General features: G+C 53.4%; 27 protein-coding genes. 10 read left to right on the top strand and 17 right to left on the bottom strand.

Features of this window, described 5'->3' with window-relative positions; translation table 11 throughout:
- Nucleotides 1–80: 80 nt before the first annotated feature.
- Nucleotides 81–266: a hypothetical protein gene (locus tag SYNC_RS14370; protein WP_011619865.1), complete on the bottom strand. Its 186-nt coding sequence runs from the start codon at nucleotides 264–266 to the stop codon at nucleotides 81–83.
- 24 nt (nucleotides 267–290) lie between these two features.
- On the bottom strand, nucleotides 291–581 hold the full coding sequence (locus SYNC_RS08975) for a hypothetical protein (RefSeq protein ID WP_011619864.1): 291 nt from the start codon (nucleotides 579–581) through the stop codon (nucleotides 291–293).
- A 371-nt stretch (nucleotides 582–952) separates the two neighbouring features.
- On the opposite strand from SYNC_RS08975, the gene SYNC_RS08970 reads away from it, so the two are divergent.
- Together SYNC_RS08970 and cbbX are read left to right on the top strand one after the other, a co-directional pair.
- A complete protein-coding gene (locus SYNC_RS08970) occupies nucleotides 953–1,204 on the top strand; it encodes a 4a-hydroxytetrahydrobiopterin dehydratase (protein ID WP_011619862.1) in 252 nt (83 codons plus the stop codon).
- Nucleotides 1,188–2,111, top strand: coding sequence for a CbbX protein (gene cbbX, locus SYNC_RS08965; protein WP_011619861.1), 924 nt, complete (start codon nucleotides 1,188–1,190; stop codon nucleotides 2,109–2,111). Before SYNC_RS08970 ends, cbbX begins: the two co-directional genes overlap by 17 nt.
- Before the next feature lie 4 nt (nucleotides 2,112–2,115).
- On the opposite strand, the gene SYNC_RS08960 is transcribed toward cbbX, so the two are convergent.
- Both SYNC_RS08960 and SYNC_RS08955 read right to left on the bottom strand, forming a co-directional pair.
- The gene (locus tag SYNC_RS08960; protein WP_011619860.1) at nucleotides 2,116–2,343 is read right to left on the bottom strand and encodes a DUF3136 domain-containing protein; all 228 of its coding nucleotides are present in this window, start codon (nucleotides 2,341–2,343) and stop codon (nucleotides 2,116–2,118) included.
- 73 nt (nucleotides 2,344–2,416) lie between these two features.
- Nucleotides 2,417–2,815 carry a RidA family protein gene (locus tag SYNC_RS08955; protein WP_041426635.1) on the bottom strand — a complete coding sequence of 133 codons (399 nt, stop codon included), beginning with the start codon at nucleotides 2,813–2,815 and terminating at the stop codon, nucleotides 2,417–2,419.
- On the opposite strand from SYNC_RS08955, the gene SYNC_RS08950 reads away from it, so the two are divergent.
- A complete protein-coding gene (locus SYNC_RS08950) occupies nucleotides 2,814–3,935 on the top strand; it encodes an ABC transporter ATP-binding protein (protein ID WP_011619858.1) in 1,122 nt (373 codons plus the stop codon). The genes SYNC_RS08955 and SYNC_RS08950 overlap by 2 nt on opposite strands.
- Nucleotides 3,936–3,940: 5 nt before the next feature.
- Here the strand turns inward: SYNC_RS08950 and gloB are convergent, their stop codons facing one another.
- Nucleotides 3,941–4,705, bottom strand: a complete 765-nt coding sequence (gene gloB, locus SYNC_RS08945; protein ID WP_041426634.1) for a hydroxyacylglutathione hydrolase — start codon at nucleotides 4,703–4,705, stop codon at nucleotides 3,941–3,943.
- 29 nt (nucleotides 4,706–4,734) lie between these two features.
- Between gloB and hisG the strand changes: the two genes are divergently transcribed.
- Both hisG and SYNC_RS08935 read left to right on the top strand, forming a co-directional pair.
- Nucleotides 4,735–5,388: an ATP phosphoribosyltransferase gene (gene hisG / locus SYNC_RS08940; protein ID WP_041426633.1), complete on the top strand. Its 654-nt coding sequence runs from the start codon at nucleotides 4,735–4,737 to the stop codon at nucleotides 5,386–5,388.
- Complete coding sequence (locus SYNC_RS08935) at nucleotides 5,388–7,226, top strand: ABC transporter ATP-binding protein (protein ID WP_011619855.1); 1,839 nt, start codon at nucleotides 5,388–5,390, stop codon at nucleotides 7,224–7,226. The genes hisG and SYNC_RS08935 overlap by 1 nt, the downstream gene beginning before the upstream one ends.
- Here the strand turns inward: SYNC_RS08935 and SYNC_RS08930 are convergent.
- Nucleotides 7,199–7,945: an alpha/beta fold hydrolase gene (locus SYNC_RS08930; RefSeq protein ID WP_041426632.1), complete on the bottom strand. Its 747-nt coding sequence runs from the start codon at nucleotides 7,943–7,945 to the stop codon at nucleotides 7,199–7,201. The two genes, SYNC_RS08935 and SYNC_RS08930, sit on opposite strands and share 28 nt — an antisense overlap.
- 36 nt (nucleotides 7,946–7,981) lie before the next feature.
- Here SYNC_RS08930 and SYNC_RS08925 point away from each other — a divergent pair, with 36 nt between their 5' ends.
- Nucleotides 7,982–8,485, top strand: coding sequence for a GNAT family N-acetyltransferase (locus SYNC_RS08925; RefSeq protein WP_011619853.1), 504 nt, complete (start codon nucleotides 7,982–7,984; stop codon nucleotides 8,483–8,485).
- On the opposite strand, the gene SYNC_RS08920 is transcribed toward SYNC_RS08925, so the two are convergent.
- From SYNC_RS08920 to SYNC_RS08910, 3 genes are read right to left on the bottom strand one after another with little or no spacing between them, the layout of a single operon-like run.
- Nucleotides 8,455–9,210, bottom strand: a complete 756-nt coding sequence (locus SYNC_RS08920) for a TIGR04283 family arsenosugar biosynthesis glycosyltransferase (protein ID WP_011619852.1) — start codon at nucleotides 9,208–9,210, stop codon at nucleotides 8,455–8,457. The genes SYNC_RS08925 and SYNC_RS08920 overlap by 31 nt on opposite strands.
- Nucleotides 9,207–9,845, bottom strand: a complete 639-nt coding sequence (locus SYNC_RS08915) for a TIGR04282 family arsenosugar biosynthesis glycosyltransferase (protein ID WP_011619851.1) — start codon at nucleotides 9,843–9,845, stop codon at nucleotides 9,207–9,209. Before SYNC_RS08915 ends, SYNC_RS08920 begins: the two co-directional genes overlap by 4 nt.
- Nucleotides 9,842–10,999, bottom strand: a complete 1,158-nt coding sequence (locus SYNC_RS08910) for a trypsin-like peptidase domain-containing protein (RefSeq protein ID WP_011619850.1) — start codon at nucleotides 10,997–10,999, stop codon at nucleotides 9,842–9,844. Before SYNC_RS08910 ends, SYNC_RS08915 begins: the two co-directional genes overlap by 4 nt.
- A gap of 86 nt (nucleotides 11,000–11,085) precedes the next feature.
- On the opposite strand from SYNC_RS08910, the gene dnaA reads away from it, so the two are divergent.
- Nucleotides 11,086–12,492, top strand: coding sequence for a chromosomal replication initiator protein DnaA (dnaA, locus tag SYNC_RS08905; protein ID WP_011619849.1), 1,407 nt, complete (start codon nucleotides 11,086–11,088; stop codon nucleotides 12,490–12,492).
- Here the strand turns inward: dnaA and SYNC_RS08900 are convergent.
- A complete protein-coding gene (locus SYNC_RS08900; protein WP_041426631.1) occupies nucleotides 12,489–13,151 on the bottom strand; it encodes a ParB-like protein in 663 nt (220 codons plus the stop codon). The genes dnaA and SYNC_RS08900 overlap by 4 nt on opposite strands.
- 141 nt (nucleotides 13,152–13,292) lie before the next feature.
- On the opposite strand from SYNC_RS08900, the gene gorA reads away from it, so the two are divergent.
- Nucleotides 13,293–14,654 carry a glutathione-disulfide reductase gene (gene gorA / locus SYNC_RS08895; protein ID WP_011619847.1) on the top strand — a complete coding sequence of 454 codons (1,362 nt, stop codon included), beginning with the start codon at nucleotides 13,293–13,295 and terminating at the stop codon, nucleotides 14,652–14,654.
- 22 nt (nucleotides 14,655–14,676) lie between these two features.
- On the opposite strand, the gene SYNC_RS08890 is transcribed toward gorA, so the two are convergent.
- The 7 genes from SYNC_RS08890 to SYNC_RS08860 all read right to left on the bottom strand — a co-directional run bounded on the left by SYNC_RS08890 (nucleotide 14,677) and on the right by SYNC_RS08860 (nucleotide 21,787).
- Nucleotides 14,677–16,194, bottom strand: coding sequence for a GMC oxidoreductase (locus tag SYNC_RS08890; RefSeq protein ID WP_011619846.1), 1,518 nt, complete (start codon nucleotides 16,192–16,194; stop codon nucleotides 14,677–14,679).
- A gap of 39 nt (nucleotides 16,195–16,233) precedes the next feature.
- Complete coding sequence (locus tag SYNC_RS08885) at nucleotides 16,234–16,839, bottom strand: heme-copper oxidase subunit III (protein WP_041426630.1); 606 nt, start codon at nucleotides 16,837–16,839, stop codon at nucleotides 16,234–16,236.
- 4 nt (nucleotides 16,840–16,843) lie between these two features.
- Entirely contained in the window at nucleotides 16,844–18,532 is a 1,689-nt protein-coding gene (locus SYNC_RS08880; RefSeq protein ID WP_041427053.1) for a cbb3-type cytochrome c oxidase subunit I, read from the bottom strand.
- 14 nt (nucleotides 18,533–18,546) lie between these two features.
- On the bottom strand, nucleotides 18,547–19,482 hold the full coding sequence (locus SYNC_RS08875) for a cytochrome c oxidase subunit II (RefSeq protein WP_041426629.1): 936 nt from the start codon (nucleotides 19,480–19,482) through the stop codon (nucleotides 18,547–18,549).
- On the bottom strand, nucleotides 19,479–20,099 hold the full coding sequence (locus SYNC_RS08870) for a DUF2231 domain-containing protein (RefSeq protein ID WP_011619842.1): 621 nt from the start codon (nucleotides 20,097–20,099) through the stop codon (nucleotides 19,479–19,481). The genes SYNC_RS08875 and SYNC_RS08870 overlap by 4 nt, the downstream gene beginning before the upstream one ends.
- Nucleotides 20,096–20,602, bottom strand: a complete 507-nt coding sequence (locus tag SYNC_RS08865; protein ID WP_011619841.1) for a DUF2231 domain-containing protein — start codon at nucleotides 20,600–20,602, stop codon at nucleotides 20,096–20,098. Before SYNC_RS08865 ends, SYNC_RS08870 begins: the two co-directional genes overlap by 4 nt.
- Nucleotides 20,603–20,683: 81 nt before the next feature.
- The gene (locus SYNC_RS08860; protein WP_011619840.1) at nucleotides 20,684–21,787 is read right to left on the bottom strand and encodes a calcium/sodium antiporter; all 1,104 of its coding nucleotides are present in this window, start codon (nucleotides 21,785–21,787) and stop codon (nucleotides 20,684–20,686) included.
- A gap of 98 nt (nucleotides 21,788–21,885) precedes the next feature.
- On the opposite strand from SYNC_RS08860, the gene SYNC_RS08855 reads away from it, so the two are divergent.
- Both SYNC_RS08855 and pyrC read left to right on the top strand, forming a co-directional pair.
- A complete protein-coding gene (locus SYNC_RS08855) occupies nucleotides 21,886–23,562 on the top strand; it encodes a SulP family inorganic anion transporter (RefSeq protein WP_011619839.1) in 1,677 nt (558 codons plus the stop codon).
- Nucleotides 23,563–24,675, top strand: a complete 1,113-nt coding sequence (gene pyrC / locus SYNC_RS08850) for a dihydroorotase (RefSeq protein WP_011619838.1) — start codon at nucleotides 23,563–23,565, stop codon at nucleotides 24,673–24,675.
- Nucleotides 24,676–24,700 lie beyond the last annotated feature (25 nt).

The raw sequence follows: 24,700 nt of genomic DNA, 5'->3' as shown, positions 1-24,700 counted from the left end.
TCTATTTTGGTTGTTTCCACCTCCCAACCTTGTGCATCTGAGTGCTTATTGCTGTATATTCTTGCGATTTGATTGTCTAATTAATTTCTCTGCTTTTGATCATTTGATACTGTTGCTGGATTGACTTGTATTGACTTGTTGTATTCTCCAAGCGCCTGCTCAAGTCCGATCTGTCCAACTTTTTTGAGCCAACGTTCTCTGTTGATTCTGCTTGACTCAATGGTCTCAATAAATGATTCAAGCAGTCTGATGTTTGTTTCCTTCATGGGTTCCTTTCCTGTTTGTTCTGTTTAGATTGCGCTGCTTTGACAGCCGCCTCTGTTTTGCAGTTCATTCTCTGCTGACTTAATCGTGTTGTAGGCAGAAATTGCTGTAGCTCTTAGTTCTGCAAGAAATACAAGGCAAGACTTACAGTTTGCCTCGTCTGCAATATCCATAAGGTCAGCAAGAGATGTTGTCGCCTGGCTTAATTCTGATTTTGCTCGTCCAAGGTTCACGGCTACTACATTGATTGTTTGGTTTGCATCGTTTTTTCTATGACTGCTTTCAAGTGATTGTTGAAATGCCTCTAAGTTTTCCATTTAATTTTTTAACCTTACGGTTTGATGCTTTCAATTCTCTTCGCCTGTGTCTTGTTTTACGTATCATAGTTATCGTTGCTATGTATCTATTTTTTGTTTCTATGATATTGGTCCGTCCACTTGCCTTGTTTGGTGAGGGGCATGATTTTTTGTGTCCAGTTTTCTTTCCTTGGCGATTGTCAGTTCGTTGCCATTTTTGGACTTGGAGGGATTTGTTGCTTGTTACTGCTTTCGGTTATGCCATGTTTCTCTCTTTGCGGAGATATTTGAATTTCATGTCTTTATTGAGGTTTGGGTTTAGTTTTAAAACTTATTTGTTTTGTTTACGGCGCGCTCTCTACTAGGTTTGTTGCTGATGGAAGGATGGTTTTATGGACCAGTGGCATGAGCGCAAAAGGCCAGTTTGTCTTGAACGCCGATTTGAATTTCAAGACTACAGTGCTACACGTGATTTCCTTGATCGGCTTGGTGATTTCAGTGAAGCTAAGCAAAGATTTCCTGATATTAGTTTTGGCCGAACCTACGTGAATATCACTCTGCGTCCAGAGGCTGAAGGCAGTGACAGTCAGCTGAGTGATGATGATCGTTGCTTTGCTTCAGAGATTGATGCCCTCTTCTGTTGATCTTGCTGCTGCTTATGCCGATTCAGGTGTTGCGGAGGTTCTTGAGCAGTTGGACCAGGAGTTAGTTGGCTTACGCCCCGTGAAGACTCGCATTCGTGAAATTGCGGCTTTGCTCCTGGTTGATCGAGCACGCCAACAGTTGGATTTGCAAAGCACAGCCCCTGGTTTGCATATGTCATTTACTGGTAAGCCTGGTACGGGGAAAACTACAGTTGCTAAACGAATTTCTCAAATACTTCATCGGCTTGGCTATTTGCGAAAGGGTCATGTTGTGACTGTGACTCGTGACGATCTTGTGGGCCAATATGTGGGACATACTGCACCTAAGACTCGTGAGATGATTAAGCGTGCATTGGGCGGTGTGTTGTTTGTAGATGAAGCTTATTATCTCTATAAGTCAGACAATGAGCGTGATTATGGAGCAGAAGCTATTGAAATTCTATTGCAAGATATGGAGCAGAAGCGATCAGATTTTGTGGTGATTTTTGCTGGTTACAAGGATCGAATGGCTAGTTTTTATCAATCTAATCCTGGTCTGTCCTCACGTGTTGCTCACCATATTGATTTCCCTGATTACAGCGAAGAGGAGCTCATGGCGATTGCCCTTCTTCTTCTGAATCAGCAGGATTACCACTTCAGTGAATCAGCGCATGATGCCTTCTATCGTTACATCAAGAGGAGGCGTCAGCTGCCATTCTTTGCGAATGCTCGTTCGATTCGAAATGCTCTTGATCGTCTGAGACTCCGTCAAGCAAATCGTTTATTTTCGCGCCTCGATCAATCTCTTAGTCGCGATGATCTGACCACCATCGAAGCAGAGGATGTCTTGGCAAGTCGTGTCTTCCAGGGTGAGATCGAGGGCCGTGATCCTTCTCAGCCTTTGACAACGTCTTTTGACGCTCCTTGATCTGTCATGAGTGCTTGGGTTGATCGAGATCTCTTCGAATCAATGCCAGCAAATAAGAAGGCGCTTTGTAGCGCCCTGGCAGGCAGCGATTCAGCGTTTCTAGGTGTCCCCAGCAAACTGTTCGTTCAATGTCCTTGATGCTTCGTCCTTCTTTGAGAAGTCTGCGTAAGGCTTTGCAGTACAGGGGATAGCCCGCTTCGAGTTCGCCAATGGTCAGCTTGGCTTGGGCCATAGGTTCTCTCAGCATCGTCTCAACCTAAGAAACCGCGGCCCCCCCCCTCTCTGGAGAAGGACCCAATCCATTCTTAATTCAGCCATGCAATGCAATCAATTTCTACTTTCGAGCCCTTCGGCAAAGCTGCAACCTGAACGCAAGCTCTGGCAGGACTGATCCCGTCACCAAACATTTCGGCATAAATTGCGTTCACGGCTTGGAAGTCACCGAGATCTACGAGAAACACGGTTGTGCGCACGACTTTTGTGGGGTCGGTACCGGCCTCAAGGAGAACAGCTTTTAAATTGCGGAGCACTTGGCGTGTCTCAGCCTCCACATTTCCCTCCCCCACCATCGTTCCAGTCGCAGGATCAAGCGGAATTTGACCGGAGCAATACAGCCAACCGCCGGCAATCACAGCCTGGTTATAAGGCCCCACCGGTGCTGGTGCCTCTTGGGTGATAACAGCCTTGAGTGGGGTGGATGACATGGTCACGGCTCAGAATGAAGCTTCATTTTTGCGTTCCGTGCTGATGGAGTCGTGGCCGGTTGAGCTTGATGGTCTCTGGCACCGCTATGGCGGCGAGGAGGGAACGTGGACGTTGAAAGACATCAATCTTCAACTGAAGACGGGGGAGCTTGTGGGTTTGCTTGGGCCGTCAGGTTGCGGAAAAACCACGCTTCTCCGCCTCATTGCTGGTTTTGAACATCCGAGCCAGGGAGTGGTTCGTCTGCATGGGAATGACGTCGCGTCGTCACGTGTGAGCCTTGCTCCAGAGCGTCGCGGCGTGGGCATGGTCTTTCAGGACTATGCACTCTTCCCCCATCTCAACGCTTGGGACAACACTTGCTTTGGGCTTCGTCGCGGTCAGGACACCAGCCGCGCGTCATGGTTGCTTGAGCTTTTGGGTCTGACCGATCTGAAAGGACGCTTCCCTCATGAATTGTCGGGGGGGCAACGTCAACGTTTGGCTCTGGCAAGAGCTCTTGCTCCCGCACCCTCTGTTTTGTTGCTGGATGAACCCTTCTCCAACCTTGATGTTGAAGTGCGTTTGCGTTTGCGTAGTGAGCTGCCTGGAGTTCTCAGTGCTTGTGGGGCCAGTGGTTTGCTGGTGACCCACGATCCGGAAGAGGCCCTTGCTATCTGCGGGCGAGTTGCCATTCTTCGCGACGGCCATCTTCATCAATGCGCCACTCCCCGAGAGCTGGTTGAGGCTCCGGCAACACCTTTCGTGGGTCGGTTTGTGCTTCAACGCAATGTGCTCCCGGTCTGGAGGGACGAATCGATGTCGTTGCTGCACTGTTTGCTCGGTGATCTGGAGATTCCAGAACAGCAGTTGTCCATGGAGCTCCCGGATGACGCCACAGTTTTAATTGATCCGGCGTTAATTGATTTGCACCCCGATCCTGCAGGAGATGCCTGTGTGATGGGGCGGGAATTTTTGGGTCGTTCTTGGCTCTATCGCATTCAGATCGGAGATCAGCAGTTGCGTCTGATCAGGCCCCTTGCTGAAGACCATCAAAGGGGATTGCGCTGCAGGCTCTCTTTGCAAAAAAACAGTGAGGTTCTGCTCCACCCTCAATGCTTATCGCTTCAAGTCTTGAGCTGATTGGATCAGCCTCTCCAGCTGTCTTTGTGTTGACGCAGACGTCCCAATTCTTCGGAGCTAGTTGCCCGCAAAAATAAATTGGAGCGCCACTCTTCGGCAATGCTGCTGGGAAGGGTCAGGGATCCTGACCGACGTGTCGCTTCCACCACCCTTAGTCGGTTCGTGATGAGGGCATCGTCAGGCTCCTGTTGCGCGGCCCAGCGCAGATTCGCTTCGGTGTATTCGTGAGCGCAGCAGACCAGGGTTTCTGGCGGCAGTGATCCCAGCCTTTGCAAGGCGCGATGCATATCGGCAGGTGTTCCCTCAAAGAGTCGTCCACATCCGCCGCTAAACAGGGTGTCGCCGCAAAACAACACGCTCGTTAGAGAGGTTGAGATCTCTCCTTGTGGCAACCAGTAAGCGATGTGAGCTCGTGTGTGGGCTCTTACATCCATAACCCTGACTGGCCTGCCAAGGAGCTCGATTTCGTCACCATCGCGGACGGACAGAGTCTGAAATGGAATGCGCTCTTTGTCGTCCGCGGCAGCGATGACTTCAGCTGATGACCAGCGTTGAAGAAGCCCAGGGGTGCCGCCGATATGGTCGGAATGGTGATGGGTCTGAAGCACTGCAACGAGCTGCAATCCACGTCTGTCGAGCCAGTCGAGAATGGGGGCAGCAACGGCAGGATCGATGACGATGGCCTGATTCCCACGTACCCAAACCCAGACGATGTTGTCGTTGAGGACAGCAACCGGGTGGATCCCATCAATCGTGGATGCCATCGCCATCGTTAAAGTTCTGTTCAAAGCTTGATTCCATGATCACTGTTGCCCTAGCCAAGGGAGCGCTTCTGAAAGAATCAGTGGCCCGCTTTGCGGCGGCCGGGCTCGACTTTTCGGCAGTTCTCGACCCGGATAACAGGCAACTGATGGTTCCATCAGCGTGTGGGCGAGCCCGAGCTTTGCTTGTGAGAAATGGAGATGTTCCCGTCTACGTGGCGTACGGCCAGGCACAGCTTGGAGTGGTGGGTTACGACGTTTTGCGTGAGCATCAGATGCCTGTTGCGCAGTTGGTGGACTTGGGCTTTGGTGGTTGCCGAATGGCAGTGGCTGTCAAGGCCAGCAGCGGATATCAACGGGCGACGGATCTTCCTCCCCATTGCCGAGTGGCAAGCAAATTCACCCGTTGTGCACGCGACCACTTCGATGCCATCGACTTACCTGTGGAGCTCGTTCACCTCACTGGTTCGGTGGAGCTTGGTCCGATCACTGGAATCGCCGAGGCGATTGTTGATTTGGTGGCTACGGGCAGGACTCTTCGCGACAACGGTTTAGTCGCGATCGAAGATCTCTTCCACACAACAGCTCGCCTGGTGGGTCACCCCCTCTCAATGCGCCTTGATCAAGGCGACTTGCGTCAGATCGTTGAAGCGATGCGGTCCACAACACCAGTGTCCGAGGTGGCCAGCTGATGGCTGGTTCGGATTTTCAGAGGGTCAAGCGGCTAGGTCGTTATTTGGGCCGAGACCGACGACGGCTGACGCTCACGTTGGTGCTGCTCATTCCGGTGGCACTTGCCGGCGCGATTCAGCCGCTGTTGGTCGGCCAGGCGATTGCCGTTCTACGGCGTGTTGGTGGGGCCGCTAACGAATCGGTGATCCCTCTCTTTCAGGGGCTCGACAGCACAGTTGCGATCCGACTGATCATTCTGATGTTGCTGGGCTCCGTTCTGGTTCGCTTGGCACTTCAGGGGGTCCAGACGTTCAATATTCAAGCCGTCGGCCAGCGTCTCACCGCTCGAATCCGAAAGGACTTGTTTGCACATGCGATGAGTTTGTCCTTGAGGTTTCATGACAGCATGCCTGTGGGCAAGCTCCTGACCCGCCTCACTAGCGATGTGGATGCATTGGCTGAAGTTTTTGGGAGCGGTGCCGTCGGTGTGCTCGGTGACCTTGTCAGCCTGTTGGTCATTGCGGTTTCGATGCTGCTGATCGAGTGGCGTTTGGGTTTGTTGCTGTTGGTGACCCAAGTGCCTGTAACACTCGTGATTGTTTGGCTGCAGAGGCGATATCGCAGGGCCAATTATCGAGTGAGAGAGGAGCTATCTCAACTCAATGCTGATTTTCAGGAAAACCTCCAGGGCCTTGAGGTGGTGCAGATGTTTCGCCGTGAAGCTGTCAACGGAGACCGGTTTCAGAGAACTGGGTTGGCATATCGGAGTGCAGTGAATGGCACGATCTTTTTTGACAGCAGCATCTCTGCTTTTTTGGAATGGGTGTCTTTAGGCGCTGTTGCCCTAGTGCTTGCTCTTGGCGGATGGATGGTGACAGCAGGAGCGATGGGCCTTGGCACTCTCACAACCTTCATCCTCTATTCACAGCGTTTGTTTGATCCTCTGCGTCAAATGGCTGAGCGGTTTACACAGATTCAGGGGGGACTGACCGCCGTGGAACGGATCGGAGAGCTATTGGAGGAACCTCTCGAGATTGTTGACCATGGCGCAACCCGTGGTTCAGCGCTTGCTTCCGCTTTTGGTTCCACGCTGCTCCAGAACGCTTCATCCTCTCAATCCCGTGGTGAGGTGATCTTTGAAGAGGTGGACTTTGCCTACCGACAAGACGAGCCGATCCTTCGCAATCTGAGTTTTCGGATTGCGCCCGGTGAGCATGTTGCGCTTGTTGGACCTACCGGATCAGGCAAGACCACGGTGATTCGGCTCCTCTGCAGGTTGTACGAGCCCCAGCGGGGACGAATCCTTCTTGATGGCCAGGACATTCGCACTTTGCCTTTGCAAGAGCTGCGTCGTCAGTTGGGTGTGGTGCTTCAAGACACCTTTCTCTTCAGTGGAACGGTGGCTGACAACTTGCGTTTGGATCGCCCCCTCGATGACCAGAAATTGCAGGAGGTTTGCCGTGATCTCGGCCTGGATCCCCTGTTAGGTCGATTGCCCGAAGGCTTGGAAACCGAATTGAGAGAGCGGGGCGGAAATCTCAGCTCTGGAGAAAGACAGCTGCTTGCTGTGGCCAGGGTGGCGATTCGCAACCCAACGGTCCTGGTGATGGATGAAGCCACTGCGTTTATGGATCCCTCCACGGAAGCCACCCTTCAGCGGGACTTAGATCGTCTTCTCAACCGCCGCACCGCAGTGGTAATTGCCCACCGGCTCGCTACTGTCGAGGCGGCTGATCGAATTTTGGTACTTCGCCGAGGAAGCCTGATCGAACAGGGCACCCATCTTCAATTGAGGGCCAGTGGCGGTTTGTATGCCGAACTTGCGGATCTTCAGGAGCGAGGGCTCGCCAGACTTTGATTGATGAGCCAGTGATGGATGGTTTTTGCAAGCAGGTCGGGATGGCTCTGCATTGCCAGATGTCCGCACTTCTTCAGTTCTTTTAGGCAATGTTTGTCGCTGTATTCAGCAAGGTGTTGCACATAGCCGGGTTCCATCACACGGTCTTGTTCACCACTAATCCATAGGTTTTCGGCTTTCAATCCCGCAACCAGGTTTGGAATCTGTTTGACAGCTCCTCGGGTTGTGCTGTTCACCAGAAGCCCCAGTGCAGCACGCTGTTCCGCTTGAAATGGCCCCAATTTGCCGATGGGCCCAGGACATTGTGTGGGACGGAGTTTCAAAATTAATTGCCCTCCAAATCTGAGACGTCGAAACGGTCTTGGTTGGTAGATCCCACCTCCCGCCGCCAACATCACAAGGCCCGAGAGTGGCTGATTCCATTTTCGACGTAGTGAAGTTTCCGCATGCAGGGCAATGCTTCCTCCCAGCGAGTGGCCCATTAAGACCACTTGGCGACCCTTGGCTTGAACGTGAATCTGCTCCGCAAGCCATTGTCCGTAGGACGCCAAGGTTGGTCGAAGCTGGCGCGGTCGAGACTCCACTCCAAATCCTGGTAAATCAGGACACCACAAAGGAATGGATGTTGCTAAGCGAGTCCAGCTTTCTTCAAACGGTGCCCAGACCTTTCGGCTGAGCATCCAACCGTGTACGGCGATCAGCAGCAGATCAGAGCTCATCGGTACGTCAGGATTAAGGAATCGTCGCAGAACAGGGTGACTAGCACTTCCTCTCTCACCCAAGAGATTTTGGTTCATTCCTATGGGAAAGAGGCTCGGATCTGTGAAACGGCTAATACGCAGCTCAGCCTGGTGTTTAGCCAATCTCGTCCGATGGATTTGGTAGAGCTGGAACAGCTTTTAGAGGCGGTGGGGTGGAGTCGCAGACCTGTTCGCCGCGTTCGTAAGGCTCTCGACAACAGCTTGCTTAGGGTGGGGCTATGGCGCCATGACCCACGCATTCCACGCTTGGTGGGCTTTGCACGCTGCACTGGAGATGGCGTTCTTGAAGCCACGATTTGGGATGTGGCCGTGCATCCCCTGTATCAGGGCGCTGGGCTTGGGCGTCAGTTGATGGATTACATCCTCGAGGCTCTGAGAGAGATGGGAACGGAGCGCGCCACGCTCTTCGCAGATCCGGGGGTGCTGCCTTTTTATGACCGACTTGGCTGGGACTTAGAGCCCAATGGTCATCGTTGTGGTTTTTGGTACTCCAATTGAGTGGTTGAAATGACCTTTCCGTAGTACTCCGCTGCCAAGCGAGCTGGTGATTCCCCACGTCGCCAGCGATGCCGCAACAGGGCGTTTTCAAGGCTGCGACGCAACACACCCAGCCGTTCCCAGCGCCGGCCATCGGTGGTGATTGCCAGGCCAAGAGCACGCAAGCGTGTGAGTGGGCTGAGTCGCTGCACAAGGTCGAGATCTTCCATTATTGGCAAGGGTGCATAGCCATTACTGCGCTCATAGAGGGACCTGTGGATCAGGAGTCCCTGATCTCCATAGGGTTGTTGGCACCAGCGGCTACGAAGAGCGATCACCGCTTCCAACAGGCGTCGTGCTGGAGTGCTGGGTTGAATGCGCAGGTCAAAAAACCATGCGAATCGTTGCGCATCAGGATGCCGAATCCGATCCAGCACGCTGCTTCCCCAGTGGCTTGGTAGACGGCTGTCGGCATGGAGAAAGAGAAGCCATTCGCCTTTGTTTTTCTGGATTGAGTGTCGGGCACCTGCCGCAAGTTGCCTACCCCGACCAGGTGGATACTCCGTGATGCAACGACCACCAGCAAGAGCGCTGATGCGATGGCTGTGATCGTTGCTGCCACCATCGACAACCGTGATCTCGATCGGGAGAGGCCAGCGTTGCAGGTCAGCGAGGAGAAGCGGGAGACGTTCTGCCTCATTGAGGCAGGGAATCACCACGCTGAGAGTTGGGGTATTAGTGCTCATCGCTGCCATGCACTGAGATCAGCAAGACAATCAATGTCGTTTTTCCTGCTGAGCCGATGGGGGATGAGCCCCAGCCCATGAGCGCGAGCACAAGTGATGTCAAGCACCTTGTTGGTTCCCCATGGCATGGCTGCAAAGAGTGCATCGAGCTGTAGCCGCGTTAATGCTGGGCCCAGGCCCAGTAACCAATACCCACCATCTGCAGAGGGGCCAAGCACCATTGGATGGTTTTGCAGCCTTTGGATCGCCTGGAGCAGATCGTTTTGGCAGAGATCTGCAAGATCGGTGCCGATCAAAATCACCGGCTTGTGGCGTTGCCCGAAGCGCGCACGATGAATCTGGCGGAGCATGCGAGCCCCTAGGGATCCCCGACCCTGATCCACGAGGGTGCAGGGCGGTAAGGAGGTCAGCGAGCGTTGGGCTGATCGCAGACTCACTCCGCTCATGGCCACCTGTACATCCACGTCAGCCCGTTTGGTTAGAGCTTCAACAACAGCGAAGGTATGGGCGGTGAGGCGTTGCTGAATGATGGCCGCCTTCTCGCTTCCGATGTCGACGCCAAGGCGACGTTTGCAGCGACCGCTAGCTGGCCAGCGAGCCATCACAACGAGTGTTGGGATGGGTGATTGACTCATCTTTGGCGTGGCAGCTCCTCTGGGATGACCTCCAGGGTTTGCTGTTCTCCACCACGTTCCACAATCAGCGGCATGGCCTGACCTACCTGTCCTCGGTCAACAGCCAGCTGCACTTCAGAGGGGTCGTTGACGGCGGAGCCATTCACGTTTCGGATCAAATCACAAGGCTTAATCCCCGCCTTGGCTGCGGGGCTATCTACCACGACTTCAATCACGAGCACGCCGTTGAGTTCGGGCACGGTGCAAAGGTTGCTCGTGGCGTTGATTTCCTTTGCTAACTGGGGGGTCAAGCTTTGTAGTCGTACACCGATAAAGGGATGAGAGGCCTGCCCGGTGCTGATGATTTGTTGGGCAATGCGCTTGGCCAAATTGATCGGGATGGCAAAACTCAATCCCGCGCCTGGCGCTTGGCGAATGGCTGTGTTGATTCCGATCACCTGTCCTGCGGCGTTAATGAGGGGACCACCGCTGTTTCCAGGATTCACAGCAGCGTCGGTTTGGATGTAAGGCACACGCTGACCTTCCCCTACGGCATTGGTTCGATCCACAGCGCTGATGATGCCTGCTGTGACCGTGTTGTTGAGCCCAAGGGGATTGCCGATCGCGATGGCCCATTCCCCGGGTTTGAGTGCGTTCGAGTTTCCCAGGGGGGCGACAGGTAACTTTTCAGCCACCACGCGCACCACGGCCACATCCGTCAAAGGGTCGCCGCCGAGAACGCGTCCACTGAAGCTGCGACCGTCAGGCAAGGTGACGGCAACTTTGTCAGCGCCTTCCACCACATGCGCATTCGTGAAGATCAGGCCGTCAGAGCGTGTGATGAATCCTGAACCTTGACCGGCTTGTTTTTGGGTGGTTGGTCCACCTCCAAACAAGTTGCCGAGTGGATTGGACACTCGTTTCACGGTGTCGATGCGTACAACCGACGGACCAACCCTTTCAACGGCTTGGACGATGACGTTACGACCTGGTTGCAAAGGGGCTGAACGAGGCCCATCACTCACTTTGGGCAGGGTTGCGGGTGCCTTCGCTTCAGGCTCTAAGCCAAGACGTTGACGCAAGGACGACCCACACCCTCCCATGGCCAAGCTGACTAAACCGATCCCGATCCAGGGCAGGGATCGTGCCAGGGGGCGGGAGACGGCAGCTGCCATGAACAGAAACGTGTTGAAACTGGTCTCATTAAAGACGCGCCGCTCGGCATAAGGCGCGTAGATTCAGCATTCGCAGAAGGTGGGATGTGGAGCTGACGGGCAGTGAGCTGTGGGACAAGGTGCAGCACGCCCTTCAGAGCAACCTCAGTAAGCCCACCTTCGAGACGTGGATTCGTCCTGCGCGGTGCAGCTCCTTTCAGGATCGGATGCTCACCCTGCAGGCTCCCAATAGTTTCGCCAGCAATTGGCTGCGCAAGAACTACGCCAGCACCATTGCTGAAGTGGCGCAGGAGATCATCGGTCATCCGATCGAGGTAATCGTGCTCGCTCAAGACGATGAAGACGCTGAGTCTGGATCGACTCCGCTGTCGCGAGTGTCGACCTCTAACCAGCCGCTGGCCTCAACGGCTGCTGAAGCTGCTGCAGCCGTGTCTGCACCGCCAAGCACTGCTCCTCGGCGGCTGCCCGGCTTGAACATGCGCTATGTGTTCAATCGTTTTGTGGTGGGACCCAACAGCCGCATGGCGCATGCGGCTGCTTTGGCAGTAGCCGAGGCCCCAGGTCGTGAATTCAATCCGCTGTTCATCTGTGGAGGTGTGGGCCTAGGTAAAACCCATCTCATGCAGGCAATCGGGCATTACCGCCTCGAGATTGATCCGGAAGCGCGCGTGTTTTATGTATCCACCGAAACGTTTACCAATGATCTGATCACTGCGATTCGTAAGGACGGCATGCAGGCTTTCCGTGACCGTTATCGGGCTGCGGATCTCATTTTGGTTGATGACATTCAATTCATTGAAGGGAAGGAATACACCCAAGAGGAGTTCTTTCATACCTTCAATGCTTTGCATGACGCTGGGAGACAGATTGTGATTGCGAGCGACAGGCCACCCAGCCAGATTCCACGGCTTCAGGAGCGATTAATCTCTCGATTCTCGATGGGATTAATCGCTGATATTCAGGCCCCTGATCTGGAGACTCGAATGGCGATTCTTCAGAAGAAAGCCGAGCAGGAGCGCGTTGCGCTTCCTCGAGACCTAATCCAATACATCTCTGGCCGCTTCACCTCCAACATTCGCGAGCTTGAGGGAGCGCTTACTAGGGCTGTCGCATTTTCCTCGATCACTGGAATCCCAATGACCGTCGAGTCGGTGGCGCCGATGCTCGATCCCAGCGGCCAGGGTGTTGATGTCACACCGCAGCAAGTGATCGAAAAGGTGTCGGAGGTGTTTGACGTCACGGCGGATGATATGCGCAGCAGCAGCCGGCGTCGGGCGGTGAGTCAGGCTCGTCAGGTGGGGATGTTCCTGATGCGGCAAGGCACAGATTTGAGTTTGCCGAGAATTGGCGACACCTTCGGAGGGAAGGATCACACCACAGTGATTTATGCCATTGAACAAGTGGAAAAGAAGTTGGCGACCGACCCTCAACTCGCTAGTCAGGTTCAACGGGTGAAGGATCTGTTGCAGATTGACTCTCGACGTCGTCGTTAAGGATGACCGCCCTTCCAGCCCGCTAAGTGAGATGCCGCTGATGAGCGAGCAAGTCTGCGTGCTGCAGGCAGGGCTGGATCCAAATGTTTGGAGCTGAAGGGAGGCATGGGCCGAGTGCGCAACCAGAGGCCCCAACGAAATTCGTGATATGGAATCAAGGGCTGTGGCTTGATCAACCCCTCCTGCTTCAGTTTCCAAACCAGGCTGCGGTAAGGGTCATCCTGGAGGCCAAGCAATGTGGCCGGCAGATCTTTCGCTGGCCTCGGGCCATTGCCTCTACCGTCGTGAAGATAGAGCCAACCCTTGGCGTGCAGGGCCTGGAGAGACTCCTCCCTGGTGTCACTGGTTAGGTCGTCGATCACGTAGCCGTAAGTCGTGATCGTTGGAACCATTTCGAGCAAGGCTCGGAGGCGGTGATGACGATCCACCATCCAAAGATTTCCGCGCTGATTGCGCACCAACGGCACTGGCTTGCGATTGAGATAACGCCGACGTTCTTCGGCACTTTCCTCATGGAAATCGTGTTGCCGATTCCAGACCTCAGCCATCCCCACACACATCTGTGTGGGTTGAAGGTCAGCAACGGCCACCTCAAAAAGTTTGAACCCTTTGGTGTGATCAGGGATGGGGGCGTATTCAGGAAGATGCAGAGGGCAGATCTCAACGCTGCATGCACCCCACTATGCCGAGGTTGAGTTGTGAATTGACTCGCCAATCATCCCTGAGCTCTATTGGCATCGATTGTTGTGGGGTGCATGCACTGAAGGCTGCGGCCAAAATGTCAGAAAACAGTGAAGTCCATGGAACAAAGCTTTGATCTTGTAGTCCTAGGAGCTGGGTCTGGAGGTCTCGCCGCTGCCAAACGTGCTGCCAGTTATGGAGCGAAGGTGGCGATTGTGGAGGGAGATCGCGTTGGTGGGACCTGTGTCATCCGTGGCTGCGTGCCGAAAAAGCTGCTGGTGTACGGCTCTCTTCTCTCCGAACAATTGGAGGGGGCGTCCAGTTATGGAGTGAGTGTTGAGGGCGCAAGATTTGATACTTCAGTTCTTTTGCGCAATGTGCGTCATGAGGTTGATCGCTTGAATGCTCGTCATATCGAGTTTTTGGCCAAAGCTGGAGTGGAGTTGGTCACAGGCTGGGGGCGTTTCCTCGACCCTCATCGCATTGGTGTCTCTAGAGAGCGTGAGGGCGAGATCGACCAGGTGCTGCAGGCGAAGAGGGTGATGATTTCAGTGGGCGGTCGCCCCGTTCGGCCGGACGTTCCAGGGGCTGAGCTTGCGTGGGTCAGCGACGACATGTTTTTGCAGGAGCGTTTCCCAGACCAGGTTGTGGTGGTTGGAGCAGGATTTATTGCTTGTGAATTTGCTGGCATCCTGCGAGGTCTTGGTGTAGGGGTGACCCAATTAGTCCGGGGTGAACAGCTCTTGAGAGGTTTTGACAGCGAACTTTCAGGAGTTGTGCTGGAGGGCATGCAGGAGAAGGGCATCAACCTGCGCTTTGGACAAGGCCTTGCTGCGATTGAGGGCCGACCGAAGGATTTGACTGTCGTCACCAAGAGCGGCGATCGGCTTCCCTGTGGCGGGGTTCTGTTGGCAACTGGTCGTCAACCATTTCTGTCAGGTCTGGGCCTCGATGCTGCTGGCGTGGTGGTTGAGGGGCGTCGTATTCCAGTCGACGCAGATCTAGCCACCAATCACTCGCACATTTTTGCTGTGGGAGATGTGACGGATCGGATTTGCTTGACCCCCGTTGCGGTGGATGAGGGGCGTGCCTTTGCGGACAGTGTGTTTGGAAGCACTCCGAGGCAGGTGAACTACGACTTAGTGGCGAGTGCTGTGTTCAGCCAGCCTGAGCTGGCCACTGTGGGGTTATCGGAAGAGGAAGCCATCGCCAAGCTCGGTGCGGATCAGGTTGTGGTTCATCGTGCGCGTTTTCGCTCCATGGCTCAGGCTTTGCCTCAACAAGGCCCTCGATGCTTGTTGAAGCTGGTTTTGGAGGCCAGCAGCAAGAAGGTGCTCGGATGTCACATGGTTGGTGAACATGCCGCTGAAATTATTCAGATGGCTGCTATTGCCGTGGGGATGGGGGCTACCAAGGCCGATTTCGATCGCACCATGGCCCTGCATCCGACGGTCTCTGAGGAGTTTGTAACGATGGCCTGACCCCTTCAGCTCTTGGGCTGGGTTAGCTCATGCACTGGCTGAGCGTGTCAGCTAGCCGCAGGGCTAAGGCGATGGTGGTCAGACCCGGCCCAACACTGGGACAACTTGGAAAGACGCTCGTGTCGGCAATGTAAAGGTTGTCCAGTTCATGACATTTACCTGTCGCGTCGACCACCGAAGCCGCTGGATCGATGCCCATGCAACAGGTTCCGCATGCGTAGCCCACAACGCTTATGGGCGCTTCGCCCCGGGGGTGGGTCGGAGCTGTACTCACGACCCGAGTGAGTGGATCGGCTTCGATCGCTTTGAGGGTGTCAATCCAGCGGTAGACCAATCGATCATGGGCTTCGCGGTTGTTGTGGATGTAGTTGATGCGGATCTGATCGTTGTTCAGCCAGACCTTGTTATGGGTGTCGGGTAAGACTTCAGACATGGCCCACCAAGCCACCGAGCGGGACGCCAGTCGCTCCAGCCCAAAATCAGGAATCATTTTGCTGACAAGGGACAGCACCGGCGGTGACTCCGCAAACAGGGCGTCTTGCAAGACGCCTCCCGCGGCCTGAATGTGGCCGAGCGGGAAAGAGACATTTTTGTCTCCCCAGTAGTAGTCATTGATTCCGAGTGAACGCGAATAACGTCCGTCGTTGCGTTCAGTCGCGAGCTGCAGGATGGAGGTGAGTTGGAGATTCATCAGGTTGCGACCAACCTGATCGGATCCGTTGTTGAGTCCGCGGGGGTGATGGCTTGAATGCGATCGCAGCAGGATTGCCGGAGAGTTGATGGCTCCTGCGGCCAGCACGATGAGATCCGCTTTGAACAGCCATGTTTCTCCTGCTACGTCAGCTTCAACACCTTTGACGGAGCTGCCGAGTGGATTCACGTGCAACCGCTTCACGGTGGCTTGCGTTCGGATTTCTAACTTGGAACGATTGGCATGATCGATGCCATACAGCTGGGAATCTCCACTCGGATCGTCCTGGCTCGTGGACCAGCTCAGCGGTAGGTCATAGGGCTGACATCCCTGGCGTTTGAGAGCTTCTCGCAGAGGCTCAAGAAAGGGAACCAATGGTTTTGGCTCATACTCAAAAGGTGCAGAACGGGCTGGTTCGGTTGGGTCGATTCCAGCTCGACCATGGACGCGGTACAGCGTTTCTGCTGCTGAGTAATAAGGAGCTAACTGGTCGTAGTTCATGGGCCAAGACGGTGAAATCCCTTCTTGCAACGGGACGTCACCAAAATCCTTTTCGCGCATGCGTTCCAGGACTGCGCCCCAGATTTTGGTGTTGCCGCCGAGCGAATAGGTGGTTTGTGGTGCAAACGGATCACCGTCGGGCCCAAACCAGCGTTCATTCCTGGGGTGATAACGATCTTTACGAAACAGATCCACATCGGCCACATTTTGATCTTCGAGAGCCATGGCCTCTCCTCGCTCGAGCATGAGCACGGAGTGACCTTTACGGCTCAGGGCACCAGCAAGAGTTCCACCACCGGCACCACTGCCGATGATGATTACGTCGTAATGGCGGTCGTCGATGATCATGATGGAAAGAATGAAGGCCGATCTAAAAAATCAGATGGTTCAGGTTGTGCGTTGCCAGACGTAAATTAAGAGGTAAAGAATGATCCAAATAACATCAACGAAATGCCAAAAAAGGCTGACTGAGGTGACGCCCATATCACCTTTCTCGTAATTATTTGGTCTGAAAGATCGAAGTAGCATCAATCCCATCAACAGAATGCCTGTGATTACATGCAGGCCATGAAATCCTGTGAGTAGAAAAAATGTACCTCCAAAGACTCCACTGCTAAGGCTGAACTGAAGTTCGGACCATTCCACATATTGTCCATAAACGAAGTAGGTTCCCATCGCCATCGTGAGAAGCCACAAAGCTCGAAAGCCCCAAAGGTTTTTTTGATGTAAATATCGCTCTGCGAAGTAGGCCACAAAGCTTGAGCTAACCAAGATGACCGTGTTGATCAGAGGCATCCGTGTCTCCAACCCTTCAACGCCTTCAGGGAGCCACTCTGGAGCGGTGATTTTCAGAACTGCAAAGCCAGTAAAAAAGGCTAGAAAAATGATGCTTTCTGAACACAGGAAAATGATAAAACCTGTGATGTTGTGCCCATCATGTTTGATGTGGCCGGGTTGATGATTGAGGGGTAAGTCTTGATTGGTTGTGGTCATTGTCTCAAGCCTCCATAGAGCGACGGATGTAATAGTCCTGGTCTTCAACCAAGGGTTTGTTCAATCCATAGCCGTAAGGCTCACTAATCACCGTTGGAATGTCGTCTTCAAAGTTTTCGGCAGGTGGTGGAGATGGCAACAGCCACTCCAGGCCAATCGCTCGCCAGGGGTTGGGTGGAGCCTTGGGCCCGCGAGCCCATGAGCTCACAATGTTGAGGATGAAGGGGATTGAGGCAACGCCAAGCATGAAAGCGCCGATGCTGGCAATGACATTCCAGATGGCGAATTCTGGGTCGTAGGAGGCAACGCGCCTGGGCATGCCCAGCAATCCAGCCCAGTGGAGTGGTAGCCAATTGAGCGTGGCGCCGATGAAGGTGAGCACGAAATGGACTTTTCCAAGGCCTTCGTAGTACATCTTCCCTGTGAACTTTGGGAACCAGTGATAAATGCCGGCGAAAACACCGAACACAATCGTGTTGAAGATCACATAGTGGAAGTGGGCTACGACGAAGTAGGTGTTGCCGACGTGAATATCGATTGGCACTGTGGCCAGCATGACTCCAGTGATTCCCGCAAAAATAAAATTGATAAGTCCGCCGATGCAGAACAACATCGGTGTATTTAACCTTAAATTGCCTGCCCAAAGTGTTCCCAGCCAGGCGAAAACTTTCACTCCAGTGGGTATGGCAATGAGCATCGTAGTGAACATGAAGATATGACGCATCCAGTTTGGTGTGCCCGTGTAAAACATATGGTGGGCCCACACAATTAGGCTGAGAAAAGTGATTCCGAATGAGGCAATTGCTACAAAGCGATAGCCAAATAGTGGTTTGCGTGCATATACCGGAAAGAGCTCAGAAAAAATACCGAACACAGGTAAAACCAGCACATATACGGCTGGGTGGGAATAGAACCAAAAAAAGTGCTGAAATAACACTGGATCGCCACCACCCTCTGGTCGAAAAAAGCTGGTGCCGAAGCTCAGGTCAAACAGAAGCATCACCGCACCACCAGTGAGAGCGGGCAGTCCTATCAGCTGGATGGTCTGGGCAGCCCATGCTGTCCAAACAAAAACTGGCATTCTGAAGAAACCCATCCCTGGGGCCCTCATCCGGATGATGGTCGTCACGAAGTTGATTGCTCCCATGATCGAGGAGATACCGGAAAGTGCCACCGCAAGAATCCATAGAAACTCTCCATTGATGAAATGGCCGAGCGGATTTTGCAGACTCATTGGCGGATACGACCACCATCCCGATGATGCGGGACCGCCGGGGGCGAAAAAGCTTCCCATTAAGACAATGGAGAACACAGGCACAAGCCAGAAAGCAGCGGCATTAAGTTTTGGAAATGCCATATCTGGTGCCCCGATCATCGTTGGGATCAACAGGTTGTTGAAGCCGTTGAGAATTGGGAATAAAAATAGGAACAGCATCACTGTTCCGTGCATGGTGTAAAGGCCGTTATAAACACTTGGATCGACAAGATCGGCCGGAGGCGTGATCAGTTCGCCTCGTACGATCATCGCTAAAAGTCCGCCTACTAGTAGGAACAACATCGCTGTAGCGATGTATTGGATTCCAATCACTTTGGCGTCGGTGTTGAAACTGAAGAAGCGTTTCCAGTTGTCCGGTGCTCCAGGAACTGGATGAGGTGCCTTGAGAATGCGTAGGTCGTATGTTTTGCTTTGCATGGTCATGGCACGTCTCAGGCGTCGTGAGGGATAGAAGGATCACCGGGGTCGTTCACCATCGGTGCTGGAGAGGGAGGCACCGTGGCCCAGCCTTTGTCACCGCGGGCGATGCGGCGGTCATAGAGGGTGCGACTTGGGTCAAGACCCTCTTGCAGCGGTTGTCCTGCCGTTGTCTTTAACCATTCGGCGTAAGCCTGTTTGGTTTCAACAATGACGTCTGTCTGGTTCTGGGAGAAGTAGGCGCCGCTAAACATGGCGTCCCGAAGCCTGAATCGCCCTTCCTTTGTGGGAGTCAGGCTGTACGAAATGATGCTTCCGGGGATGATGTCTTGCTTGAGACGGAAGGCCGGCACAAAGAAACTATGGAGTACGTCCTCAGAGATCATCCGGAAATTCACGCGCTGATCAATCGGTAGATGCAACTCCGAGCTGCGAACTCCATCGGGGTAAACAAACTCCCAGCTCCACTGACGGGCAATGACATCGATCGGTCCTACATCAGCAATTGGGTCTGCCTCCATCAGTACGGTCGGGTCAGTTCCTACGGCGTATTTGTGCTTCGGCCCAAGGGTTTGAAGCTTCATATTGACGTTCATTGAATAGGTCGCGATCAGGAAGACCGTCACCAGGGGAATGATCGTCCAGGTGATTTCTAATTTGGTATTGCCCTCGATTGGCGCCCCATCACTTTCGTCGTACTTTCCAGCTCGGTTAAATAGCAGCACCCAGCCAATGAAACCGGTACAACCAAAAAAGATGAATGAGCCGATCCCCGTTTCGAGTGCAAAAAGATTGTCGACGTAAGGAGCGGCACTGGAGGCTTGGGGTGGAAACCAATTAAGAGACCAGGTCGCCATCAGTTTGGCGATGACCAGATTGATCGCGATGGCCACTGTGATGATCACAATCGCTCTGATGTTTGGTCCCTTCTTGGGAGTCGTTGTGGTCATGGCAGGACCTCATTAAGGTCGGCTCCGGCAGCCAGGAGTTGATCCGCTGTGATGTGAACGCCAAATTCACTCGCAAGCCAGGCACCAAGGCTTCCATGAAGGCCCATCAGCAGGAGCACTGAAGCTCCGCATCCGAGATAGAGCCAGCTCACCTGACGGCCGTAATCTTTACGCCAAAAAAATCGCTGAAACCCTCGCCAGATGGTCATCACCACAATGATCAGTAGTAATGCGACCCCACCGATCGCATGCCAAAGCATGGTGTCGATTGCATTTTGGCCAATGATGCTGCGAATCCCTGGCAGTGGAACAGCCAAGATCATTTCGTAAAAGCCAGCTGCTACGGTGAAAAAAGTGATCACGCTGCAAGCAAGCACGTTGTACCAGCCGACATCGTGAAAACCGCTTCGTGTCACAGGTAGTGCCAGGAAGCGAAACAAACGTTTTTCTAGTGGATAAAACGCTCCTGCAAAATCAAAGGCGATTCCGATAGCAAATAGGCCAATGGTGAAGTGCACCAAATTGGGATGAATCGGGATCGAGTAGGGGAGATCATTCGCACCCAGTTTGTCGGCAATTTCATTCACCGGGGAGAGAATGGTGCTGATGAAATTCATGACAGGGCTCCACTACGGACGGCTTCGACAACCGGGACCGTATGGAGGCCATAAACCCAAACGAGTTTGTCGCCTAGGTAAACCTGGCAGAACACCAGAACGGCAAGAACGGAATCAATGATCAGAAACCCTCTAGGCAGAACTGTTGGGTCTTTTTGTCTTGCAACGTATCGCCAGCCCGTGAGCAGGCTGAGAATTGCAGCGAGAGACCAGCCAAGGGTGCTGTGATAATTCAAAATGTCTCTTGAAGCTCCGTAAGGAGTGGCTAAGCCTGCTTCAATTTGGCCAAAGATGATGGCGACGAAGATTGCAACGGTCGCTACCACTAAGTTCCAGAAGCTCACCTCAAACAGATTGCGGCGGCGAGTGATCACTCCAATTAGGTCAAATACCACAGTGATCAGCGCCATCGCAATCACGAAATGCACCACGATTGGATGAATGACATCCAGCCAGGGGAGATTTTTGTCGTTGAGCGGGGGGAGCAGCCCAATCATCTGCATGCCGACTGATGCCCTTTAAGCATGTACATCTTTCGCTCTGCAGTCACCCCTCCATAACGGAATGCAAGCAGAAGTCTTTGTTTAGTTTGAGAGCCCTTTGCGTTTGAGCTGTCTCCAATAGCGAGCTGCCTGCACGATGATCAGGACGACAACGGCTGGCAGCACAACGCAAAGCATGATGAGACGAAATTCATCAGACCAAGAGGAAAGGCCTGTTCGGGGTAGAACATTGTCGGTGATGTAAAGAACGTATAAGCCGACTAGTAATCCACCTTCAAGTCTGGTAATTCGCCCTTTTGTCCAGAAGATTGGTAGGCAAGCCAAGCTGGTCAGGATCATCACAGGCATGTCGTCATGGATTAAATCCGGAGTGACATTCAGACCTCTTGCTCCTGCCGCCATGGCACCTCCAGCAAGGACAAGTAGAAGATTCAAGAGACAGCTACCAACGACGTTGCCGATGGCGAGATCTGTTCTCCCTCGTAATGCAGCGACCAGAGAGGTAATCAATTCAGGCATGGAGGTGCCGGCCGAAACAATGGTGAGTCCGATCACGGCTTCACTCACGCCCAGGCTTAAGGCAACGGAGCTGGCTCCTTTCACCAGCAGGTGAGCTCCGCAGCCAAGGACAACAATGCCCACCAAGAGTTGAACCATGGCTTTGATCCAGCCCTGTTGGGCGGTTCCCAAGTCAATCTCTGGTTCGGCAGGCTCCATCTCCTCTGGTTCCTCCCGTGCGGTTCGGATTTCCCAGACAGTGTTGATGACAAGACCCAGCAAGAGAGCGACGCCAGATTGCCAGGTCACACGTCCGGCCGAAGCCATTCCCCAAGCCGCCGCCGAGACGGCTAAGAGAAGTGGGACATCCCTTCTCACTAGGCGGCTTTCCACTTTCAGAGGAAGAACGAGGGCACTGCAGCCGAGTACGACCAATACATTGAAAATGTTGCTTCCCACCACGTTGCTGACGGCGAGCGCATCAGCCCCTTGAACCACAGAACTGATACTGACAAAAAACTCTGGCGCGCTCGTTCCAAGCGAAACAACTGTCAGGCCAATGACCAGCTGAGGGACGCCGAGGATGACGGCAAGAATCACCGCACCTTGAACGAATAATTCTCCTCCTCCGAATAGGAGTCCGATTCCCACCAAGAGCTCGAGGGTAGAGATCAGAAAGTCAGGCATCGACTCCGTGCTTGTTTAGCGACCATTTTCCTTGTCAGCCTCAACGGCTCTATGGGTGAAGAGGCTTAACATCATTCAACTTCAATGACGAGTCTCTGGTGCTCCTGAATTACATCAGCACCCGCAACATCCGGGGGGATGCTTTTGGCGGGCTAACCGCAGCTGTGGTTGCACTTCCGATGGCATTGGCTTTTGGAGTGGCCTCTGGTGCTGGCGCAGCTGCAGGTCTCTGGGGTGCTGTGATTATCGGTTTGGTAGCTGCTCTTTTCGGCGGTACGTCCACGCTGATTTCTGAACCCACCGGTCCCATGACGGTGGTGTTCACTGCGGTGATTCTTAATTTCACCAGTCAAATCCCCGACCGAGGAACAGCACTCGCTCTGGCTTTCATGGTGGTGATGCTGGCAGGTCTTTTCCAGATCCTGTTTGGACTTTGTCGACTAGGTCGCTACATCACGATGATGCCTTACACAGTGATTTCAGGCTTTATGTCTGGAATCGGTGTGATTCTGGTGATCCTTCAGCTGGCTCCGTTCCTAGGGCAGACCAGTCCAACCGGTGGTGTGATCGGCACCTTGTCCAGTCTTCCCCAGTTGATTTCCGGTGCACAACCTCTTGAGTTTTTACTCGCACTGATCACGTTATTAATTCTTTGGTTTACTCCTGAGAGCTGGAAGCGTTTTTGTCCTCCTCAGCTTCTCGCTTTAATTGTTGGAACAGTTCTATCACTCACAGTATTTGCGGATGTGGGGTTAAGCCGAATTCCTGAGTTTTCAGCTGAGTTTCCCAGTTTCCAACCACCTACTTTTTCTGGCGTTACTCCAGATTTGCTGCGGCTGATGGTGGTGAATGGAGCTGTATTGGGGATGCTCGGTTGTATTGATGCCCTGCTTACATCTGTTGTGGCAGACAGCCTGACACGTACAGAACATAACTCTAATAAAGAATTAATTGGACAGGGTCTAGGGAATTTGGTGTCTGGTTTGTTTGGTGGCCTGCCTGGGGCTGGCGCCACGATGGGAACGGTTGTCAATATTCAGGCTGGAGGGCGTTCGGCCTTGTCCGGAATTGTTCGAGCACTGATTTTGATGCTTGTCATTTTGCTGGCAGCACCTCTGGCATCGCTGATTCCCCTAGCAGTACTGGCTGGCATTGCTCTCAAGGTTGGATTTGACATTATCGACTGGAGTTTTTTAATGCGTGCTCATCATCTATCGATGAAGGCGGCATGCATCACTTATGGGGTAATTGGTCTGACTGTTCTTGTGGATTTGATTTGGGCTGTATTCATCGGAGTGTTTGTCGCCAATGTTTTAACGATTGAACGTATGACGGCCCTTCAGTCCAAGGGAGTGAAGACGATTAGCACGACCGATGATGATGTAACTCTTCCGCTTGAAGAACAATCATTACTCGATCAAGCTTCGGGACGATTGTTGCTCTTTCAGCTCACAGGTCCAATGATTTTTGGTGTCGCCAAAACCATCAATCGTGAGCACAATGCTATTGAGGACTGTGAAGCTGTGTTGTTTGATCTCAGCGAAGTCTCTCACCTTGGTGTAACCGCCTCACTAGCGCTTGAAAATGCGATCAAGGAGGCTATTGAGGTTGGTCGTTCGGTGTATTTGGTGGTTTTGCCAGGCGCAACTCGTAGGCGTTTAGAGAAACTGAAGTTGCTTGATCTTCTTCCTGAGAATCACGTCAGCGCAAATCGCCATGAGGTGTTGCTGAATGCGGTGAATCAATTGCCTACGCTCCAGAAGCTCTCTTCTTAGATGACCTCCTCAGATCGTCTGGTCTTGCGTCGTCCGGATGACTGGCATGTGCATCTGAGGGATGGCGCCATGTTGAAGGCTGTGCTTCCTGCCACTGCCAGAACCTTTGCCCGGGCCATCGTGATGCCCAATTTGCGTCCACCTGTGACGTCGGTGGAGGAGGCAGTCGCTTATCGCGCCAGGATTCTTGCGGCTCTTCCCGAGGGAGTCAGCTTTCAACCTCTGATGACTGCTTATCTCACCGACGCTATCGATCCTTGGGAATTGGACCGGGGATTCCATCAGGGAGTGTTCAGTGCAGCCAAGCTTTACCCCGCTAACGCCACCACTAATTCAGCAGCTGGTGTGAGCGATCTCCAGAACATTTCAGCGGTGCTGGAGCGTATGGAGGCTATTGATATGCCCCTGCTGATACATGGCGAGGTCACCGACCCCGATGTGGATGTGTTTGATCGGGAAGCCCTGTTCATTCAGCGGCACTTGAAGCCTTTGCGTGAGCGTCATCCCAGGCTGCGCATCATCCTCGAGCACATCACCACTGAGGAAGCTGTGACCTATATCCGTGACTCTTATCAGGGCGGTGATGAACGCATCGCCGCCACGATCACACCGCATCATCTTCACCTCAATCGAAATGCGATGTTTGTCGGTGGTCTGCGCAGTGACTTCTACTGTCTTCCTGTTGTGAAACGAGAATGCCACCGAAGGGCTTTGGTTCAGGCTGCCACCAGTGGTCTTCCTTGTTTCTTCTTAGGTACGGACTCGGCACCACACCCCCGCTCAGGTAAGGAATCAGCGTGCGGATGTGCAGGCATCTTCAATGCGTTCCATGCGCTGGAGAGTTATGCCACCGTCTTTGAACAGGAAGGAGCACTGGATCGCCTTGAGGGCTTTGCCAGTGAGTACGGTCCGCACTTTTACGGTCTGTCCCTGAATACCGACACCGTTACGTTGGTTCGGAGGGATCAGCCCATACCCTCTCGATTGTTGCCACCCCACTCAGCACGGTCTGGGGATGACACCTTGCCTGAGTCTGAGTGGCCTTTGCTTTTTCATGCCGGGGAAACACTCGCCTGGTGTGTGGAAATGAATGGGCACTCCGGCGCAAACTGAATAAGGTTCTGCCAGGAGATCGTGC

This window comes from Synechococcus sp. CC9311 (assembly GCF_000014585.1).
In the GTDB taxonomy this organism is placed as follows: domain Bacteria; phylum Cyanobacteriota; class Cyanobacteriia; order PCC-6307; family Cyanobiaceae; genus Synechococcus_C.
This window is presented reverse-complemented; position numbering and strand designations above follow the sequence as displayed.

What these genes read in the sequence shown, in the direction of transcription:
- SYNC_RS14370 (WP_011619865.1), bottom strand. Translation starts at nt 266, where the DNA reads ATGAAGGAAACAAACATCAGACTGCTTGAATCATTTATTGAGACCATT.
- SYNC_RS08975 (WP_011619864.1), bottom strand. Translation starts at nt 581, where the DNA reads ATGGAAAACTTAGAGGCATTTCAACAATCACTTGAAAGCAGTCATAGA.
- SYNC_RS08970 (WP_011619862.1), top strand. Translation starts at nt 953, where the DNA reads ATGGACCAGTGGCATGAGCGCAAAAGGCCAGTTTGTCTTGAACGCCGA.
- cbbX (WP_011619861.1), top strand. Translation starts at nt 1,188, where the DNA reads ATGCCCTCTTCTGTTGATCTTGCTGCTGCTTATGCCGATTCAGGTGTT.
- SYNC_RS08960 (WP_011619860.1), bottom strand. Translation starts at nt 2,343, where the DNA reads ATGGCCCAAGCCAAGCTGACCATTGGCGAACTCGAAGCGGGCTATCCC.
- SYNC_RS08950 (WP_011619858.1), top strand. Translation starts at nt 2,814, where the DNA reads ATGGTCACGGCTCAGAATGAAGCTTCATTTTTGCGTTCCGTGCTGATG.
- SYNC_RS08955 (WP_041426635.1), bottom strand. Translation starts at nt 2,815, where the DNA reads ATGTCATCCACCCCACTCAAGGCTGTTATCACCCAAGAGGCACCAGCA.
- gloB (WP_041426634.1), bottom strand. Translation starts at nt 4,705, where the DNA reads ATGGCGATGGCATCCACGATTGATGGGATCCACCCGGTTGCTGTCCTC.
- hisG (WP_041426633.1), top strand. Translation starts at nt 4,735, where the DNA reads ATGATCACTGTTGCCCTAGCCAAGGGAGCGCTTCTGAAAGAATCAGTG.
- SYNC_RS08935 (WP_011619855.1), top strand. Translation starts at nt 5,388, where the DNA reads ATGGCTGGTTCGGATTTTCAGAGGGTCAAGCGGCTAGGTCGTTATTTG.
- SYNC_RS08930 (WP_041426632.1), bottom strand. Translation starts at nt 7,945, where the DNA reads ATGAGCTCTGATCTGCTGCTGATCGCCGTACACGGTTGGATGCTCAGC.
- SYNC_RS08920 (WP_011619852.1), bottom strand. Translation starts at nt 9,210, where the DNA reads ATGAGCACTAATACCCCAACTCTCAGCGTGGTGATTCCCTGCCTCAAT.
- SYNC_RS08915 (WP_011619851.1), bottom strand. Translation starts at nt 9,845, where the DNA reads ATGAGTCAATCACCCATCCCAACACTCGTTGTGATGGCTCGCTGGCCA.
- SYNC_RS08910 (WP_011619850.1), bottom strand. Translation starts at nt 10,999, where the DNA reads ATGGCAGCTGCCGTCTCCCGCCCCCTGGCACGATCCCTGCCCTGGATC.
- gorA (WP_011619847.1), top strand. Translation starts at nt 13,293, where the DNA reads ATGGAACAAAGCTTTGATCTTGTAGTCCTAGGAGCTGGGTCTGGAGGT.
- SYNC_RS08890 (WP_011619846.1), bottom strand. Translation starts at nt 16,194, where the DNA reads ATGATCATCGACGACCGCCATTACGACGTAATCATCATCGGCAGTGGT.
- SYNC_RS08885 (WP_041426630.1), bottom strand. Translation starts at nt 16,839, where the DNA reads ATGACCACAACCAATCAAGACTTACCCCTCAATCATCAACCCGGCCAC.
- SYNC_RS08880 (WP_041427053.1), bottom strand. Translation starts at nt 18,532, where the DNA reads ATGCAAAGCAAAACATACGACCTACGCATTCTCAAGGCACCTCATCCA.
- SYNC_RS08875 (WP_041426629.1), bottom strand. Translation starts at nt 19,482, where the DNA reads ATGACCACAACGACTCCCAAGAAGGGACCAAACATCAGAGCGATTGTG.
- SYNC_RS08870 (WP_011619842.1), bottom strand. Translation starts at nt 20,099, where the DNA reads ATGAATTTCATCAGCACCATTCTCTCCCCGGTGAATGAAATTGCCGAC.
- SYNC_RS08865 (WP_011619841.1), bottom strand. Translation starts at nt 20,602, where the DNA reads ATGCAGATGATTGGGCTGCTCCCCCCGCTCAACGACAAAAATCTCCCC.
- SYNC_RS08860 (WP_011619840.1), bottom strand. Translation starts at nt 21,787, where the DNA reads ATGCCTGACTTTCTGATCTCTACCCTCGAGCTCTTGGTGGGAATCGGA.
- pyrC (WP_011619838.1), top strand. Translation starts at nt 23,563, where the DNA reads ATGACCTCCTCAGATCGTCTGGTCTTGCGTCGTCCGGATGACTGGCAT.